The organism is Thalassospira sp. A40-3 (assembly GCF_015871485.1).
GTDB classification, from domain to species: domain Bacteria; phylum Pseudomonadota; class Alphaproteobacteria; order Rhodospirillales; family Thalassospiraceae; genus Thalassospira; species Thalassospira tepidiphila.
The window spans coordinates 2,821,336-2,837,960 of the sequence record NZ_CP065428.1 but is presented as its reverse complement, the minus strand read 5'-3'; the positions used below and the strand labels follow the sequence as shown (position 1 = coordinate 2,837,960).

15 protein-coding genes are annotated in these 16,625 nt (G+C 56.4%); 7 read left to right on the top strand and 8 right to left on the bottom strand.

What is annotated here, in order from left to right; translation table 11 throughout:
• Positions 1 to 6: 6 nt before the first annotated feature.
• A complete protein-coding gene (argE, locus tag IT893_RS13125) occupies positions 7 to 1,185 on the bottom strand; it encodes an acetylornithine deacetylase (RefSeq protein WP_197145427.1) in 1,179 nt (392 codons plus the stop codon).
• Positions 1,182 to 1,949, bottom strand: coding sequence for an NAD kinase (locus tag IT893_RS13120; protein WP_040824675.1), 768 nt, complete (start codon positions 1,947 to 1,949; stop codon positions 1,182 to 1,184). Before IT893_RS13120 ends, argE begins: the two co-directional genes overlap by 4 nt.
• A gap of 213 nt (positions 1,950 to 2,162) precedes the next feature.
• On the opposite strand from IT893_RS13120, the gene IT893_RS13115 reads away from it, so the two are divergent.
• The 7 genes from IT893_RS13115 to IT893_RS13085 all read left to right on the top strand — a co-directional run bounded on the left by IT893_RS13115 (position 2,163) and on the right by IT893_RS13085 (position 10,353).
• Complete coding sequence (locus tag IT893_RS13115; protein ID WP_197145426.1) at positions 2,163 to 2,897, top strand: TetR/AcrR family transcriptional regulator; 735 nt, start codon at positions 2,163 to 2,165, stop codon at positions 2,895 to 2,897.
• A gap of 171 nt (positions 2,898 to 3,068) precedes the next feature.
• The gene (locus IT893_RS13110) at positions 3,069 to 3,992 is read left to right on the top strand and encodes a sulfurtransferase (protein WP_197145425.1); all 924 of its coding nucleotides are present in this window, start codon (positions 3,069 to 3,071) and stop codon (positions 3,990 to 3,992) included.
• A gap of 106 nt (positions 3,993 to 4,098) precedes the next feature.
• Entirely contained in the window at positions 4,099 to 5,310 is a 1,212-nt protein-coding gene (locus tag IT893_RS13105; protein WP_197145424.1) for a YeeE/YedE family protein, read from the top strand.
• A 965-nt stretch (positions 5,311 to 6,275) separates the two neighbouring features.
• Positions 6,276 to 8,093, top strand: a complete 1,818-nt coding sequence (locus IT893_RS13100) for a DEAD/DEAH box helicase (protein ID WP_063090351.1) — start codon at positions 6,276 to 6,278, stop codon at positions 8,091 to 8,093.
• Positions 8,094 to 8,171: 78 nt separating this feature from the next.
• Positions 8,172 to 8,381, top strand: coding sequence for a cold-shock protein (locus IT893_RS13095; protein ID WP_008892034.1), 210 nt, complete (start codon positions 8,172 to 8,174; stop codon positions 8,379 to 8,381).
• Between the two features lie 203 nt (positions 8,382 to 8,584).
• On the top strand, positions 8,585 to 9,841 hold the full coding sequence (locus IT893_RS13090) for an MFS transporter (RefSeq protein ID WP_197145423.1): 1,257 nt from the start codon (positions 8,585 to 8,587) through the stop codon (positions 9,839 to 9,841).
• 38 nt (positions 9,842 to 9,879) lie between these two features.
• Positions 9,880 to 10,353: a YaiI/YqxD family protein gene (locus IT893_RS13085; RefSeq protein ID WP_008892041.1), complete on the top strand. Its 474-nt coding sequence runs from the start codon at positions 9,880 to 9,882 to the stop codon at positions 10,351 to 10,353.
• A 130-nt stretch (positions 10,354 to 10,483) separates the two neighbouring features.
• Here IT893_RS13085 and IT893_RS13080 read toward each other — a convergent pair whose 3' ends face one another.
• The 6 genes from IT893_RS13080 to IT893_RS13055 form a co-directional block, all read right to left on the bottom strand.
• On the bottom strand, positions 10,484 to 11,941 hold the full coding sequence (locus tag IT893_RS13080; RefSeq protein ID WP_197145422.1) for an aldehyde dehydrogenase: 1,458 nt from the start codon (positions 11,939 to 11,941) through the stop codon (positions 10,484 to 10,486).
• A gap of 52 nt (positions 11,942 to 11,993) precedes the next feature.
• Complete coding sequence (locus IT893_RS13075; protein ID WP_197145421.1) at positions 11,994 to 12,710, bottom strand: ABC transporter ATP-binding protein; 717 nt, start codon at positions 12,708 to 12,710, stop codon at positions 11,994 to 11,996.
• Complete coding sequence (locus tag IT893_RS13070; RefSeq protein ID WP_197145420.1) at positions 12,703 to 13,437, bottom strand: ABC transporter ATP-binding protein; 735 nt, start codon at positions 13,435 to 13,437, stop codon at positions 12,703 to 12,705. Before IT893_RS13070 ends, IT893_RS13075 begins: the two co-directional genes overlap by 8 nt.
• A complete protein-coding gene (locus IT893_RS13065) occupies positions 13,434 to 14,408 on the bottom strand; it encodes a branched-chain amino acid ABC transporter permease (protein WP_197145419.1) in 975 nt (324 codons plus the stop codon). The genes IT893_RS13070 and IT893_RS13065 overlap by 4 nt, the downstream gene beginning before the upstream one ends.
• On the bottom strand, positions 14,405 to 15,277 hold the full coding sequence (locus tag IT893_RS13060; RefSeq protein WP_197145418.1) for a branched-chain amino acid ABC transporter permease: 873 nt from the start codon (positions 15,275 to 15,277) through the stop codon (positions 14,405 to 14,407). Before IT893_RS13060 ends, IT893_RS13065 begins: the two co-directional genes overlap by 4 nt.
• 78 nt (positions 15,278 to 15,355) lie before the next feature.
• Positions 15,356 to 16,573: an amino acid ABC transporter substrate-binding protein gene (locus IT893_RS13055; protein ID WP_197145417.1), complete on the bottom strand. Its 1,218-nt coding sequence runs from the start codon at positions 16,571 to 16,573 to the stop codon at positions 15,356 to 15,358.
• Positions 16,574 to 16,625: the final 52 nt, after the last annotated feature.

Genomic DNA, 16,625 nt, shown 5'->3' with positions numbered 1-16,625 from the left:
GTTCGGTTACTTGACCAATACAGCCAGAAGTTTGTCGAGGAACACTTCGCAACGGCCCAACTGATCAAGCTCGATGAATTCGTCGGGCTTGTGGGCCTGTTCGATACTGCCCGGGCCACAGACCACGGTCGGGATATCGCCAAGGGCCGAAAATGCGCCGGCCTCTGTGCCGAAGCTGACCTTGCCGGTGGTGTTGGCACCCGTGAGCGCCATGACAAGTTTGGTTACTTCTTCGTCATCGCCGGTGGCAAGGCCCGGCATATCGGAAATCACTTCAACCTCGATGCCGACATCGTCGTAAATCTCGCGCATTTCGGGCTGAAGGGTATTTTCGATGTAATCGTAAATCTTGGCTTTAAGCGCTTCGCGGTCATCGTTGGGCAGATTGCGGAATTCGAAATCGACAAAGCAATTCTGCGGAATGATGTTGAGCTGCGTACCGCCCTTGATCACACCGGTATGGAAGGTGGTGTGGTTTGGCTCAAACTCGTCATCATGCGGGCCGTTTTCGCGGCATTCGTGGCCAAGCTTACGCAGGAACACCACCAGTTCGGCGGCAAATTCAACCGCATTGACCCCTTCGCGCGGCAACGACGAGTGCCCGGAACGACCGGTGAAATGTGCGCGCGCGGAAAACTTGCCCTTGTGCTGGGTGATGACCTTCATTTCAGTCGGCTCACCGACGATGCACATGGCCGGTTTGTGTGGCAGATTGTTGATCGCCTCGACCAGGCTTGGCACACCCAGACAGCCGACTTCCTCGTCATAGGTGAAAGCCAGATGGATTGGCACCCGAAGGTTGGCGTTCTTAAAGGTTTCCGCCTTGGCCAGAAGGCAGGCGAGAAAACCCTTCATGTCGCACGATCCGCGGCCATAAAGCTTGTCGTCGCGGATATCAATCTCGTACGGATCGGATGCCCAGTTCTGGCCCTCTGTCGGGACCACGTCACTGTGGCCTGACAGGATCACGCCACCCGCAACGTCCGGGCCGATGGTGGCATAAAGATTGGCCTTGGTATCGGTCGGGTCGCGCACAACCAGCGTGTCATAGCCCAAACCGTCCAGGAATGCCTTCACCTCGTCAATCAGTGCCAGATTGGGCGTCATGCTGACGGATTGGTGGCGGATCAGTTTGCGGCACCATTCAATGGTATTTTCTGACGGGGCAAGTGCGGCGGTGGTCATTCGACGAATTGTTCCTTGAGGATACGTTCTTCAAGATTGTGTTCCGGATCAAACAGCAGCTTGATTTTCATACTGCGGTCTTCGCGGATTTTCACGCTCGAGACATCGCGAACCTCGGTATAGTCGGCAACGGCGGATACCGGGCGCTTTTCGGGGTTCTCGATCTGGAAAACGACTTCTGCGCCATGGGGCAAAAGCGCGCCACGCCAGCGACGCGGGCGAAACGGACTGATCGGTGTGAGCGCGAGCAATCCGCTTCCCATCGGCAGGATCGGACCATGTGCCGACAGGTTATAGGCCGTACTGCCGGCCGGCGTACAGACAAGCGCGCCATCGCAAACCAGTTCGGCCAAGCGTTCGACGCCATCGACCTTGATGCGCAATTTGGCGGCCTGACGGGTTTCACGCAATAGCGACACTTCGTTGATCGCCAGCGCACACAGGCTTTCGCCCGAAACAGTGTGGGCTTCCATCTGAAGCGGGTGAAGCTCGACCGTCTGGGCCTCTGCGATGCGGTCGGTCAAATTCATTTCGCGGAATTCATTCATCAGAAATCCGACCGTGCCCCGGTTCATGCCATAGATCGGCACCTTGCGGCCCATATAGCGGTGCAGGGTTTCGAGCATGAACCCGTCGCCGCCAAGGGCTACGATCACGTCGGCCTTGTCGGGCGCAATGTGGCCGTATCTGTGTTTTAGCCGATACATCGCATCCTGTGCGATTTTGGTTTCGGCTGCAACGAAGGCGATGGAATCAAGCTGCATCTTCGATCCAACGGATGTTTGGGGCTCGCCCGAAAGGGCATGGCCGAACAATAGAGTACGCTTTGCACTGAATTGCAAGGGGCTGCGTGATGTTCGTCCCCATGCAGATGTTTTGACTAAACACCAGTATGATTGACGGCACGAAAAAAACAGTGGAACCTGAAAGTTACGGGTTCCGATCCCCGGTTCAAATCAAAAAAACAGAACGGCGCGATGTCAAAAGAACCATTCAGCTTCTCTGCCGCCCTTTCCCGCATTTCACGTCCTGATGAAGGTCATGACGATGATGTGCTTGAAGTCGGCGAAAGCATGGAGCTTGATGGTGCGTCCGAAACAGCACTCGTTCCCAAACGGATCCGCAATCCGGATGCCACCCGTCAGAAGCTTCTGGACGCGGCGTTTGGTGAAATCCGCCGGGCCGGGTTCGGCGGGGCGTCAATCAGCAACATCCTTGAACAAAGCGGCTGTACGAAAGGTGCGCTTTATCACCACTTTTCCGGCAAGGCCAACCTGATCAACGCCGTCATCGAGGAATGCCTGCCGGGCTATGTTGACGAGGTCTGGTTGGACGACCTTGAAGGGGCAGAAGATATATTGCCCGTGTTGATGGGGCAGGTGGATCGGTTGGGTAGCGAAAATGCACCGGCAATGCTGGCCGGCGGATGCCCCCTGGCGCGTCTGGCATCCGGTGCCGGTGAACTTGATGAAAGCCTGCGCAAACGTATTGATGGTGTTTACCGTTATTGGCGGCGCGGGCTTGCGTCCCGCATCGGCAAGGCGCAGTTCGACAAAACCGTCCGTACCGATATCGAACCCTCGGCCGTTGCGGAATTCATCATTGCCGCCCTGCACGGGTTCCTGACCCGCCCGCCCGCCTTGCGCAATCTGGAAACCCAGGATTCATTTGCGCGCGAATTTGCCCGCTATCTCAATAATCTTCGGCCTTGATCAGACTTAATCGCTAAAGCCCTTCGTTCTGAATTGCGCGGCACGTAGATTATTGTGCTGTCAGCCATTAATACAAACCATAAATGTAATATGGATTGTATTGACATTTATTTGTGATGAATTAGGTATATTGCACAAAATCATGATGAATTGATCATTGGAGACAGCCCCATGCGTTCCCTTATCCTTTCTGCCGTTGCGGCGGTCACTTTTGCCTTTGCGGGCAGTGCTGCGCAGGCGGAACGTCTTACCGAAAAGCCGCTGGTTGATGCCAACTGGGTTGCGGACAATCTTGATAACCCGTCGATGGTTGTTGTTGATATCCGCTCGCTTACCAAGGACGGCAGCCCTTATGAAGCTGGCCACATTCCGGGTGCCGTCTTTGCGCCCTATGGCAAGTTTGGCTGGCGGGCCAAGGTCAATGATGTGGTTGGCATGCTGCCGCCGGTTGATGTGATTTCCAACCGCATTGGTGCACTTGGCATCGACAATGACAAACAGGTTGTCGTCGTTCCGGCCGGCCAGAACAGCTCGGACTTCGGTTCTGCCACCCGCGTTTACTGGACTTTTAAGGTGCTTGGTCATGACGCGGTTACCATCCTTGATGGTGGTCAGCGCGCTTGGCTGGCGGCTGGCAAGGAAGTCTCGACCGATCCGGTCGTGCCAAAGGCCGTTGCGTTCAATGCCAATTTCCGTCCTGAACTTGTTGCGACCGCCGATGATGTTGCCAAGGCGCGCGCAGAGGGTGTTGCACTTGTCGATGCCCGTCCGGTTTCGCAGTTCAAGGGCGAAGCAAAAAGCGGTGTTGTCGCCCGTCCGGGTGCCGTTCCGGGTGCGAAAAACATTCCGCAGTCAAAGTTTTACAACGATCAGGATGGCGCCTTTGTCGCGGCTGACGTGATCGAAAACCTTGTGGTAGATGCGGGTGTTTCCAAGGACAGCAAGGAAATCACCTATTGCAACACCGGTCATTGGGCGTCGGTCGCATGGTTTGGCCTTTCCGAAGTGATGGGCAACAAGAACACGGCGATGTATGATGGCTCCATGACCGAATGGGCGGCGGATCCGAACCGTGAAATGGTGATCCCGGAATAACCGGATAACCATACGGCTTCCACCAAGCCGCGAACATTCTGGACGGAACCGGGCAGCCGGTTCCGTTTTCATTTAGATATCTGATTTCAGGTTATTGAGCCTCACCATGTCTGAAACGACCCTAAAAGCAAATCCGGCAACACCGGGTTTCACCTTTGACAAAGGACCGGCTGCCATCACCGCCGTCCTGTTTGTCCTTGTCGGTATCGCAATTTCACAGGCGGTCGATCTTAAACAGGCCGTGCTGTATGGCCTTGGCGGATTGCTTGGCATTGCGCTTTATCATGCGTCCTTTGGGTTCACCGGCGGGTGGCGCCGCTTTTCTGTTGAAAAGCGCGGCCGTGCCTTGCGTGCACAGCTTTTGATGATCGGTGTTGCGGCGGCGGCCTTTATCCCGTTGCTGTCGCTTGGCAATCCGTTTGGCGGATCGGTCGTTGGGGCGGTTGCACCCGTCGGCATGTCTGTCCTGATCGGGGCGTTTCTGTTTGGGCTTGGTATGCAGCTTGGCGGGGGCTGTGGCTCCGGCACGTTGTTCACGGTTGGCGGCGGCAGTGCGCGCATGCTGGTCACGCTTGTCTTCTTTATTATCGGTGCGGTGATCGGCACGGCCCATCTGCCGATGTGGCTTGAGCTGCCCTCCTTGCCGCCGATGAGCCTTGGTCGTGAATATGGCATTGGCGGCGGGCTTGCCGTGACGTTCGGGGGTCTGGCGCTGGTGGCGTTGCTGACCGTATTCGTTGAAAAGCGTGCCCATGGCGGCCTTGAAGTTGTTTCAACGGCACCGCGCGAAGGTGTGGCACGTTTCATCCATGGCCCATGGCCGATGATCTGGACCGGCCTGCTTTTGGCCGGGCTTAATGTTGCGACGCTTCTGATTGCGGGCCATCCGTGGTCGATTACCTTTGGCTTTGGCCTTTGGGGCGCAAAGATCGCGCAGGTCATTGGTGTTCCGGTTGAAACCTGGGAATTCTGGAACTGGGCTGGCCCGGCGCGTGCGCTTGGCAATTCGGTTCTGCAGGATAATACGTCGGTGATGAATTTCGGCATCGTGATCGGGGCAGCATTTGCCGCAGCCCTTGCCGGCAAGTTCGCACCCAAGGTTTCTGTTCCGGTTGCATCCCTTATCGCGGCTGCTATTGGCGGGCTTTTGATGGGTTATGGTGCGCGTCTGGCGTTTGGCTGCAATATCGGCGCGTTCTTTAGCGGGATCGCCTCGGGCAGTGTGCATGGTTGGCTGTGGTTTGTGCTGGCCTTTGCCGGCAGCTGGATCGGCATAGCATTGCGTCCTGTCTTTGGAATGGATGGTTTCCGGAAATGAGCGAGAAAAACACACTCCTGTTTGGTGCGGTCTTCCTTGCGGCAACCGGTGCCGTTGCGTTGGATCACTACAGCCACACCGCAAACATCCCGGCCGTTGCCAATCCGGCCCCGGCCAAACTTCCGGCAGCGGGCAGTAACCCGTGCGCTGCCAATCCTTGTGCCGCAAATCCCTGCGGGGCCAACCCGTGTGCCGCGAACCCATGTGCGGCAAACCCGTGTTCAGCCAACCCGTGCGCGGCTGGCTATAGCCCGTGCGGTGCGAATCCATGTGGTGCGGGCTATAATCCTTGTGCGGCAAGCCCGTGTGGTGCCAATCCGTGCGCAGCCTACAACCCGTGTGCGGCAGGAAACCCTTGCAGTTCTTCCAGTCCGTGCGGTGGCTTTAACCCCTGTGGTGTGCGATCAGCTAACCCATGCGCGGCTTCGCCATGCAGCGCCAATCCCTGCGCCGCATTCAATCCGTGCGCTGCTTCCAACCCATGTGCGGCAGGAAATCCGTGTGCCGCTTATAACCCGTGTGCTGCGTCGCCCTGTGCTGCGTCTCCGTGCGCGCCAGCGGCAAGTAACCCATGTGCCGCCAGCAATCCGTGTGCGGCCCATAATCCCTGCGGGGCAGGGAACCCGTGTGCGGCGTATTGATGTCGGCAAAGGCAGCATGTATTTGAATTTACAACGGCACGGCAGCGCAATTCTGCCATGCCGTTGTGCGTAAAACGCGGGGCTGTCAAAAATAAGCTGTTTGACAAGGGGATAAAACTCTGCGCATGGTGTGGCTGTTATTTGATCGCTCCAGAAGCGTAGAGGGGAATTAACGCCCCTACTGTCGAGTGGTTAACCCAAGAACGCATTGAAGTATCCAGCTACGCGGGTGCTTCCAGAACTGCAAGGCGCAGACCTGATTACTAATTTTCACCGGGCGAAGTCCCAGCTGTCTGCAGCCTCCAATTTACGAGTTACCCTTATTTGACCCAGTTTTCCGAACTCGGCCTCGCCGAGCCGGTCCTTCGCGCGCTTGCCCAAGAAGGCTACGACGCGCCGACCCCGATCCAGGCACAATCCATTCCCTCTCTTCTAGACGGTAAGGACCTGCTTGGTATCGCACAGACCGGTACCGGCAAGACGGCAGCGTTCGCATTGCCGATCCTTGACCGCCTTTCCAAATCCCAAACCCGCACGCCCAAAGGGGCATGCCGTGTACTTGTTCTTGCGCCGACGCGTGAACTTGCCGCCCAGATTGGCGAAAGTTTCCGTGCCTATGGCCGCTTTCTCAATGTGCGCACGGCTGTCGTTGTTGGTGGTGTTGCCCCTGGTCCGCAGATCAAGGCAATAACCCCCGGTGTGGAGGTTCTTGTCGCAACACCTGGTCGTTTGCTTGACCATGTCGACAGCGGCAAGCTCAGCCTTAAACATGTTGAAGTGGTGGTGCTTGATGAAGCCGACCACATGCTTGATCTTGGCTTCTTGCCGCCGATCAAGCGCATCATCAAGATGTTGCCGCGTGATCGCCAGAACCTGTTTTTCTCTGCCACCATGCCGACCCAGATTGGTCAGCTGGCAGGGGACATGCTGTCTGACCCGGTCAAGGTGTCGGTAACCCCGGTTGCCACCACCCAGGAACGCGTCGAGCAGTCGGTCTATTTAATCGAACGCACGCGCAAGCGTCAGCTGCTGGCAGAGCTTCTTGATAATCCGGCTTTCAAGCGTACGCTGGTCTTTACCCGGACCAAGCGCGGTGCCGACCGTGTTGCGCGCCATCTTGAAGCCAATAAAATCAGCGCGGCTGCCATTCATGGCAACAAAAGCCAGAACCAGCGTGAACGTGCTCTGAACGCCTTCAAGGATGGTCAGATCAACGTGCTTGTCGCAACCGATATCGCCGCACGCGGTATCGACGTCGATAGCGTGACCCACGTTGTGAACTTCGAACTCCCGAACGTGCCGGAAAGCTATGTTCACCGTATCGGCCGTACGGCCCGCGGTGGTGCCAGCGGATCGGCAATTGCGTTTTGTGATGAAGAAGAACGTGGTCTGCTGCGCGATATCGAAAAAACCACCCGCCAAAGCATTCCGGTGATTGATCGCCGTGATGCAAAGGCCGCAGCCGAGCAGGAAGCACTTTCCGACGAAGCGCGTGAAAGCAACCGTGGCCGCCGCACTAGTGGTGGCAATGGTGGCGGTCAGTCGCGCGGAAATGGCGGACGTGGTGCATCGGGCGGCAATGGTCGCGGTGGTCGTCCGGCTAATGGCCGAAATGCCCGCAATGATCGTTCGGATCGCAGTGATGCGCGCGCTTCTGCGCCGCGTCGTGATCGTGATGATGCCCGCAAACAAACGACCCAAAGCCGCGATGGTGCAGACAATGCTTCAAGAGCATCGGCTGACAAGGCCCCTTCGAACCCGGCACTGGAGAAATCCAAAAGCCGTTACAAGGGTGGCCTGAAGTCGAAACCTGCCAATGGTCGTGGTGGTAACCCTGAAAATGGCCCCCGTCAGAATGATGGTGGCAAGCGCCCGACGAAACGCGTTGATTCCAATGGAAATCGTCGCGACGGGGCAAAAGCTGACAATTCAATTTCTTCCGGTTTGTCCTTTATGGGCAGTGCCGAGGAACGCCGCGCGACTGGTAACGGGAGCAATAGTGCCCGAAATACCGGACCGCAAGGCAAGCGCGGCGGTGTAAACCGCAATCGCAATCATCGTGGCGCACAGTCCGGCGGGCAGCCGGGTGGTGCGGGCCGCGAAAACACTTCTGGAAAACAGCCGAGGCGTGAACGCGCCTGATTGTTTTTCAAACCCCTATAGGCGCACCCACGCGGGGTGTGTCGAAACGCCAATCAATACTCGATAGGAGATCTAAAGATGGCAACTGGTACCGTTAAATGGTTCAACGCAACTAAAGGTTTTGGTTTCATTCAGCCGGACGAAGGCGGAAATGACGTATTCCTGCACATCAGCGCCGTTGAACGCGCTGGCATGGGCCACCCGCAGGAAGGCGACAAAATCAACTACGAACTGCGCACCGACTCACGTTCGGGCCGCGTTTCGGCAGATGATCTGACCGCTGCCTAATTCGGCTTGTCCTTCCTTGCGAAGGGCACCGTATTAACGAAACCCCCATCCGGGAAACCGGGTGGGGGTTTTGTTTTGCGGATGTCATTTGTGATGATGCTTTTGTGACATCTTTTGTCCAATAGTCCGAAAGGCTTAGTAAATTCGCAACAAGGCGCTAGAACGGTTCCCGTGATGCCATGACAGGTTAGGGGACGGTTTCGATGCAGGGTGATGGGGCAGGTGATGGTGTAAGCGATGTTGGGGCTGGCCAAAAAGCCGGGCTGTCGCCAATCATGGCGGTTCTCGATCGCTATCCGTTTCTTGTGCTTGGTTTGCTCCTCGTTGGGGCTTTTGCCTCGTCGAGTGCTGCACCCCTGGCCGGGCTTTATGTTGTCGAAGGATTGGGGCAAGCCCCCTGGAAGCTTAGCCTCTTGGCGATTGTCCAGGTGTGCGTCACCCTGATTGTGAACCGCACATTTGGCCGCGCGATTGACCGGGCTGTGCCGATCAAGTTCCTGCTGGTGACCAGTATTCTGTGCTTTGGTATTGGCGTGACCCTGCTGGGTCTGTTTCAGATCTACTGGATTTATCTTGGCATTGCATCGATCCTTCTGGGAATTGGGTCCGGTGCGCTTTCGGTGATGTATTCATTCGGGCGCCTGTTTGCCGAACAGACCGGGCGCGATGTCGTCAAGTTCAATGGCTTCCTTCGCATGCAGACATCGCTTGGCTGGATGGTGGGGCCGGCGGCGTCCTTGTCATTTTATGGCGTCTATGGTTTTGCCCCAACCTATTACGCAATTGCCGGACTTGCCGCGATCTGGTGTGTGACCTGTTTGGTGATTGTGCCAGGTGCATTCAAAACCCATCATCCCAACAGCCTGAAAACCGGGCAGAAAGTCCCCTTTAACTTTGGCCTGTTGTCTGCCTGTGTGCCGGTATTTTTCATCGCGGCGGCCAATGTGGTGTTTGTTTCGGCAATGCCGCTTTATTTCTCAACCGAGTTGGGGCTGGTCGCGTCCTCGGCGGGTTTTGCCTTAACGGTGAAGTGCTTTGTTGAAGTGGTGGTGATCTATTTCTGCGCAACGCTGATCAAACGGGTGGGTGAGCGTAAGGGCATGCTGATCGCGGCTCTTTTGGGTGCGGTGTTCTTTGGCCTGATCTATCAGGCGACGACGCTTGTCGATGTGCTGGCACTCGCCGCGATTGATGGGCTTTATTACGGTATTTTTGCCGGGATCAGCATGACATTCGTTCAAAATTTCGCCACCGATCAGCCCGGTGTTGCGACCAGTTACTATGTCAGTACGCTGTTTGTCGGTGGTTTGATCGGCAATCTTTTGACAGGGGTGGTTGCCAGCGCCTTTGATTTCCAGACAACCGTTTTGATGGCCTGTGCGTTTGCCTTTGTCGGGGCATTGGTTTTGGCGGTCATGCGCGATGCACAGCATTCTACGCCGGTCGGGCAGGGTTCATGATGGCTTGACTTTGATCGCGTCCCGGCGATTATCGCGCCATGAACGAAAATACTGAAAACACCCGTCCACGTTTGTTTGTTGATGCCGATGCCTGCCCGGTCAAGGCAGAGTGCGAACGTGTGGCCGAACGCCACCGGATCGAAATGATCATGGTATCAAACGGCGGCATTCGCCCGTCACGCAATCCGTTGATCAAGATCGTCATTGTCCCCCCGGAACCCGATGCCGCCGATGACTGGATTGCGGAAAACGCGCGCGCGCGCGATGTGATCATTACCAATGATATTCCGCTGGCATCGCGCGGGATTGAAATCGGTGCCCGGGTTCTCAAAGCCAACGGTCAGGAATTTACCGAGGCCAATATTGGCAATGCCTTAGCGGGCCGTGAAATTGCCGCCCACATGCGCGAAGTCACGGGCGAGCAGGGGCGGAATGCCGCCTTTACCCAGAAAGACCGATCGAAGTTTTCAAGCGCGTTGGAAGTTTTGGTGCAGGCCGTTCTGCGCGGCTGATCGACATCCCCAAAAAACACGGGCCGCCAGATGATGCATCTGACGGCCCGCACACAGGTCCTGATTTGGTGAGGGAACAGTTCCCACGAAAGCAGGCTTCCCCCCTGCGTATCTTCATGAACGGCAAGGCTTAGAACGGATAGTGGCGCTTGCCGCTCTGGATCGTGATCCAGCGCATTTCGGTGAATTCATCAATCGATGCCTGTGAACCGAAACGGCCATAACCCGATGATTTCACACCGCCAAACGGCATCTGTGCTTCGTCCTGAACGGTTGGGCTGTTGATGTGGCAGATGCCGCTTTCGATGCGTTTGGCAACTTCCATCGCACGCGGGATGTTGGTCGAGAAGACCGCAGAAGACAGGCCATACTCGCTGTCATTGGCGATGCGAACGGCCTCGTCCTCGTCGCCTGCGCGAATGACGACACAGATCGGGCCAAAGCTTTCCTCGGAATAGATTTTCATTGCCGGGGTCACGTGATCAAGGAGGGTGGCATCCATCAGAACGCCGTCCTTGGCTTTGCCCGAACCGGCAACCAGTTTCGCACCCTTGGAAACCGCGTCTTCGACCAGTTCCTCGATGCGATTGACCGCCTCGACACTGACAACACCGCCAAGGATGTTTTCGGCCTTGGCCGGATCGCCGGAGGTAAGCGTTTTGGCCTTGGCGGACAGTTTGGCAACAAAGTCATCAGCAACCGCATTGTCAACGATCAGGCGTTCGGTCGACATGCAAATCTGGCCCTGGTTCATATAAGCGCCAAAGGCCGCACCATTAACCGCCTCATCAAGGTCGGCGTCATCAAGGACGAGGAACGGCGCCTTGCCGCCCAGTTCAAGCAGAACCGGTTTAAGGTGTTCAGCCGCAAGCTTGGCGATGATGCGCCCAACTCGGGTCGAGCCGGTAAAGTTGATGCGGCGCACGGCCGGATGGGCAATCAGGGTTTCGACGATTTCCGGGGCATCTTCCGGGGCATTGGTGACAACGTTAACCACGCCTTCAGGCGCACCGGCTTCAACCAGGCAATCGCCGATCAGGCGATGCAGGGCCGGGCAAAGTTCGGACGCCTTGAGGATGACGGTATTGCCACAGGCCAGCGGCATGGCGATGGCACGCGTACCAAGGATCACGGGGGCGTTCCAGGGCGCAATGCCCAGAACCACGCCAACCGGTTGACGAATGCCCATGGCCATCAGGCCCGGCGTGTCGGACGGAATGACATCACCCTGAATTTGCGTCGTCATGCCACCGGATTCGCGCAGCATATTGGCGGCAAGATGGGCGTTAAAGCCACCCCACATGCGCGTGCTGCCGGTTTCATCAAGGACCAGCTGACCGAACTGATCGCCCTTGGCTTCCATGATGTCGGCAGCCTTAAGCAGGATCTTGCGCCGTGCGCCGGGCCCCATTTTTGACCATTCCGGGAAGGCCGCGGCTGCTGCATCAGCCGCCTTGCGGGCATCGGCGGCATTGGCGGCCGCCGCCACGGTCGCGACTTCGCCGGTGACCGGGTTCTTGCGTTCAAAAGTGCGGTTGTTGGACGCATTGACGTCCTGATTATTGATCAACAATTTGGTGTCGTTCATGACGTTTCTCCTGACTTTCTTGTGGGTTGCTGTGCCTTGGCGAAAGACTGCATCACGCGGCCCCAAGGCCAAGAAATGCCTTCTGCACAGCTGGGTCGGATTGCAGAGCCTTGGCAGTATTTTGCCCGGTAATGGCCCCGTTTTCGATCAGATAACCTCGATCTGATATGGCGAGGGACTGGTGGGCATTCTGTTCGACCAGAAGCACACCAACGCCTGTTTTGCGAATGGCCGCAAGGGCCTTGAATAATTCCCCTGTCATGATTGGTGACAACCCCAAAGACGGTTCATCAAGCAAAAGAATATCGGGATTGGACATAAGCGCACGGCCGATGGCCACCATCTGCTGTTCGCCACCACTCATCGTACGGGCCGCCTGATTAAGTCGTTCAGCAAGTTTGGGGAACAAATCAATCACGCGATCAAGATTTTGCTGTTCAGCTGCCCTTGCACGTTTGGCAAAGGCACCAAGTGCCAGGTTCTCACGAACCGTCAGTTCGCCGAAAATGCCGCGCCCTTCCGGGACAAGTGCAAGTCCGGCTTCGACAATCTTGTGGGCCGAAAGTTCGGTCAGCTCACTGCCAGATAGGGTGATACGCGTGTTATCGTGGGCCGGCACCAGACCGGCACAGGCCTTAAGCAGGCTGCTTTTACCTGCGCCATTGGCGCCCAGCATGACAACGATTTCGCCACGGTCGACAGTAAGGTCGACTTCGCGAAGGGCTGTGTGCTTGCCATAGGACACAGACAGTTTTTTGATATCAAGCATGGCTGTCTCCCAGATAGGCGCGGACGACTTCGGGGTCGGAAAGAACTTCGTCGGGGGTGCCATCGGCAATCTTGGCCCCGGCATTCATTACCACACAACGATCACACAGGCTTCTGATCGCATCCATGACATGTTCGACCATGATGATCGTAAGCCCTTCGTTCTTGAGCTTGCGCACGAGGGCGATACCATCCTGCAGTTCGGACGGGTTCAATCCGGCCAGCCATTCGTCAAGCAACAGAAGTTTCGGTTGCAGGGCAAGTGCCCGTCCCAGTTCAAGGCGTTTCTGATCGATATAGGTCAGATCGCCTGCGGGCGTGTGGGCCTGTTTGGCAAGCCCGATCCGTTCAAGCAATTCGAGTGCAGCGGCATGCGCGGCATCACCCCAGAGCGGCTTGGTCCGGTAGGCAAGACCCGCTTCGATATTTTCCACGCAATCAAGATCGGGTAAAACACGCACCAACTGGAAAGTCCGCGCAATGCCGGAATGGCTGATTTTGTGGGCAGGAAGATTGGTGATATCCTTGCCGCTGATGACAATCTTGCCTTCATTCGCCTGAAGAGCACCTGAAATCAGGTTCATCACCGTGGTCTTGCCCGATCCGTTGGGGCCAAGCAAGCCAAGGATTTCGCCTTGATGGACATCGAACTGCATCTGATTGACGGCAATCAGGCCGCCAAAGGCCTTCTGCAGGCCTGAAATCGACAAAAGGATTTCATTAGTCATGCTGCGTTCCCCCCGGGTTTGGCGTTTTGTTCGGTTGCAAGTACGCGCTTTTTGGGGGCGCTGTATTTTTCATACAAACCGACAACCCCGCCGGGCAGAAGATAGACAATTACCAAGAACACGCAGCCAAGCAGGATGCTGAAATGGTTCGGGAAGTTCGCGGTCAGGATTTCAAACAGAAGGGTCAATGGGACAACGCCAAGCAGAGGGCCCAGCAGGCGACGTGGTCCGCCAAGCAGTGCCATGATGACAACCTGGAATGACAGCATCGGGTTAAAGGCAATGACCGGATCAATATAGGTCCAGCGCGGTGCCATGATGGCCCCGGTCAGGGTCATGAACAGGGCAGACAGAACAAACAGCGCGACTTTCACGCGCGTGACATCAATGCCGCAATGTTTGGCAACGGTTTCGTCCTCGCCAATGATGCGCAGCGCAAAGCCAAGGCGCGAACGGCCCAGAATGAAGCCGGTCAGCAGAAGAACCGCAAACAGGGCGAGCAATTGCCAGTAAATGTCGTTCTGGGTGATATCAAGAAATACATAGCGGCCCATTTCGCGGGTGACATTGACCTCGTACCAACTGACGACCTGGCGCACCAGTTCGGTCAGGCCAAAGGTAAAGATCACGAAATACACACCCGCCAGACGCAGGGTGGAAAAGCCAACCAGAAGGGCGATGACTGTGCCGGCAAGCCCGGCGCAAACCAGCACCAGCGGGAAGGGCAGGACTTCACCCAGAACTGCCACCGTATAGGCACCCATGCCAAAGAACACCACTGTGGCAAGTGATATATATCGTGTCGGTCCAGAGAACATTGACCATGCGGTTGCCAGAACCGCAAAGCTCACGATGCTGATGGCAAGCGACATGTAATAGCTGTCGACGAGTGACGGCAGGAAGGCAAGGGCAGCAAAGATCACTGCACCGATACCAACGGGCTTTATGAAATCAGGTTTGAGGATGCTCATGACGCGGCCCTCCCGAACAGGCCGGAAGGCTTGATCAGCAAGACCAGCAGGAAGATCACATAGGTCACGGCGATGGTCAGGCCCGGATCGATATAGGTCGCGACCAGGCTTTCCGCGACACCAAGGATGAGGCCCGCAATCAGCGCGCCCAACATATTGCCAACCCCGCCCATGATCACAACGATCAATGCCTTCATGGTAAAGACAACACCCATCGAGGTGGAGAAAGTCAGAAACATGCTGACCAGAACACCACCGACAGCGGCCATAGCACCACCAAGGGCGAAAGCAAAGCAGGATGCAAAATTGACATCAATCGCCACCAGGCGCGCCGAGGTCGGATCAACGGCGACCGCACGAAGGGCCGTGCCCATCCGGGTGCGGGTCAGGATCAGATAGAAACCAAGTCCGATGACAACTGCGAAACCAAGTGCGACAAGCCGGTTTGCTGCAATCGTTGCCCCAAAGATGTCAACGGCGTTGTTGAGGAAATCATAGCTGTAATAATTGCCACCAAACCAGACCAGCAGCACGCCCTGAACGATAAACAGCAGGCCAAAGGTGGCGAGGATGCTGTCGACTTCAAGCATGCCGCGGTTCTTTGCGCGCGCGACCAGCGGGGTCAGCAGGATGCGATAAATCACCCAGTTCAGGGCAAAGCTTGCCGGAATGATGATCAACAGACCAGCAATCGGATTGACACCAAGCGAGGTCATGAAAACAAAGGCAATAAATGACGCGACAATCACCAACTCGCCATAGGCGAGGTTCATGATGCGCGAAACGCCATATTGCAGGGTCAGCCCCATGGCAACAAGGGCGTACATCCCGCCAAGTGTAATCCCGGAAAAAATTGCGTAGCTAAACATTAATTCCATCCAAAAGGGGCGTCGGGATTCCCGGGAGTTCTGTTGGCTTAGGAACCCCGACGTCCTTATGTGGCGCGCTTACTGCGCGGCTTTCCACTCAGGTTTCGGGAAGACAAGTTCTGCAGCGCCCTCCATGCTGGTCGGTGCGAGGCCGACAAACTTGCCACCCTGCCACTGACCAACCTGCCAGAAGGTCTGATCGCCCGGCTTGTAGGTGCCAAGAATGGTGTCAAAGCCGCCTTTGGCCAGTTCGGCATTGATCGCTTCGCGGTCGGTCGTGCCGGCACGCTCGATGGCCTGCTGCAAGGACTGCAGTGTTGCCCAGTTCACGATCGATGCCCAACGATCCGGCTCACGCTCGGCAAAGGCGACATGGCGTTTGATGTAATCGGCAATTTTGGGATCGTCCTCGCTTGCGCCGCCAAGGCTGACGACACCTTCGGCATTATCGCCAAAGCGGTTTTTGTAAAGCGGGAAGGCGGTACCAACACCGGCATAGAATACCTTGGGATTAAAGCCCAGAACGCGAGACTGTTCGGTCAAGCCAAGCGTGCCGGGCGGGTAAGAGAAGGCAACAAAGGTGTCCGCGCCAAGCGATTTGATATCATTGACGATGGTTGCCAGATCCTGGGAACCCAGCGGATAAGTCTTGTCATAGACGAGATCGAAATCACGATCTTCAAGGGCTTCGCGACCAGCCTTGGAAAGTTCGATGCCAAATCCGTCAGCAACGGCGATCATGGCAACCTTGTCGTTGATTTTGCCTTCGTCCTTAAGCCCCTTAAGGAATTCGGCCAGTCCAACGGCATATTGTTCTCCCGTGCCCAGCAGCCAATAGGAGTTTTTCCAGCGCTGCGAGAGTTGGGGTGCCTTGTCGGTCACGGCCGTGCCCGCAAGGTGTGCGTAACCCGCGCGGTCAAGGATTGGTGCTACTGCAAGGTTGATACCCGTGCCCCAGGGGGAGAGGATGAAATCAACCTTGTCCTGGTTGATCAGGCGTTCAATCGCGCGTACCGCTTCTTCCGAGCTGGATCGGTCATCATATTCGACAACTTCAATCGGAAGCTGCTTGTCGCCGACTTTAAGGCCACCGGCATCATTGATTTCCTTAACCCACATTTCGTAGTTCGGAATGGTGCTGGTGGCCGCGCCCGGTGCACCCGGACCGGTTTTCGAAATGGCATAGCCAATACGATATGTTTCCTGGGCATTAGCCCCAAACAGCGTCGCGGTACTCATGACGGCGGCTGTGGCCGCTGCAATGGTCGCGAAGCGCAGTTTTGCTGAAATTTGCATGCTTTTCCTCCTGATCTCTTTTGCAGAGACGGTTTTCCCGTTTGCGCGTAGT

Excerpts from the sequence above, each read along its gene's own strand:
- argE (WP_197145427.1), bottom strand. The coding sequence starts at position 1,185 with ATGACCACCGCCGCACTTGCCCCGTCAGAAAATACCATTGAATGGTGC.
- IT893_RS13120 (WP_040824675.1), bottom strand. The coding sequence starts at position 1,949 with ATGCAGCTTGATTCCATCGCCTTCGTTGCAGCCGAAACCAAAATCGCA.
- IT893_RS13115 (WP_197145426.1), top strand. The coding sequence starts at position 2,163 with ATGTCAAAAGAACCATTCAGCTTCTCTGCCGCCCTTTCCCGCATTTCA.
- IT893_RS13110 (WP_197145425.1), top strand. The coding sequence starts at position 3,069 with ATGCGTTCCCTTATCCTTTCTGCCGTTGCGGCGGTCACTTTTGCCTTT.
- IT893_RS13105 (WP_197145424.1), top strand. The coding sequence starts at position 4,099 with ATGTCTGAAACGACCCTAAAAGCAAATCCGGCAACACCGGGTTTCACC.
- IT893_RS13095 (WP_008892034.1), top strand. The coding sequence starts at position 8,172 with ATGGCAACTGGTACCGTTAAATGGTTCAACGCAACTAAAGGTTTTGGT.
- IT893_RS13090 (WP_197145423.1), top strand. The coding sequence starts at position 8,585 with ATGCAGGGTGATGGGGCAGGTGATGGTGTAAGCGATGTTGGGGCTGGC.
- IT893_RS13085 (WP_008892041.1), top strand. The coding sequence starts at position 9,880 with ATGAACGAAAATACTGAAAACACCCGTCCACGTTTGTTTGTTGATGCC.
- IT893_RS13080 (WP_197145422.1), bottom strand. The coding sequence starts at position 11,941 with ATGAACGACACCAAATTGTTGATCAATAATCAGGACGTCAATGCGTCC.
- IT893_RS13075 (WP_197145421.1), bottom strand. The coding sequence starts at position 12,710 with ATGCTTGATATCAAAAAACTGTCTGTGTCCTATGGCAAGCACACAGCC.
- IT893_RS13070 (WP_197145420.1), bottom strand. The coding sequence starts at position 13,437 with ATGACTAATGAAATCCTTTTGTCGATTTCAGGCCTGCAGAAGGCCTTT.
- IT893_RS13065 (WP_197145419.1), bottom strand. The coding sequence starts at position 14,408 with ATGAGCATCCTCAAACCTGATTTCATAAAGCCCGTTGGTATCGGTGCA.
- IT893_RS13060 (WP_197145418.1), bottom strand. The coding sequence starts at position 15,277 with ATGTTTAGCTACGCAATTTTTTCCGGGATTACACTTGGCGGGATGTAC.
- IT893_RS13055 (WP_197145417.1), bottom strand. The coding sequence starts at position 16,573 with ATGCAAATTTCAGCAAAACTGCGCTTCGCGACCATTGCAGCGGCCACA.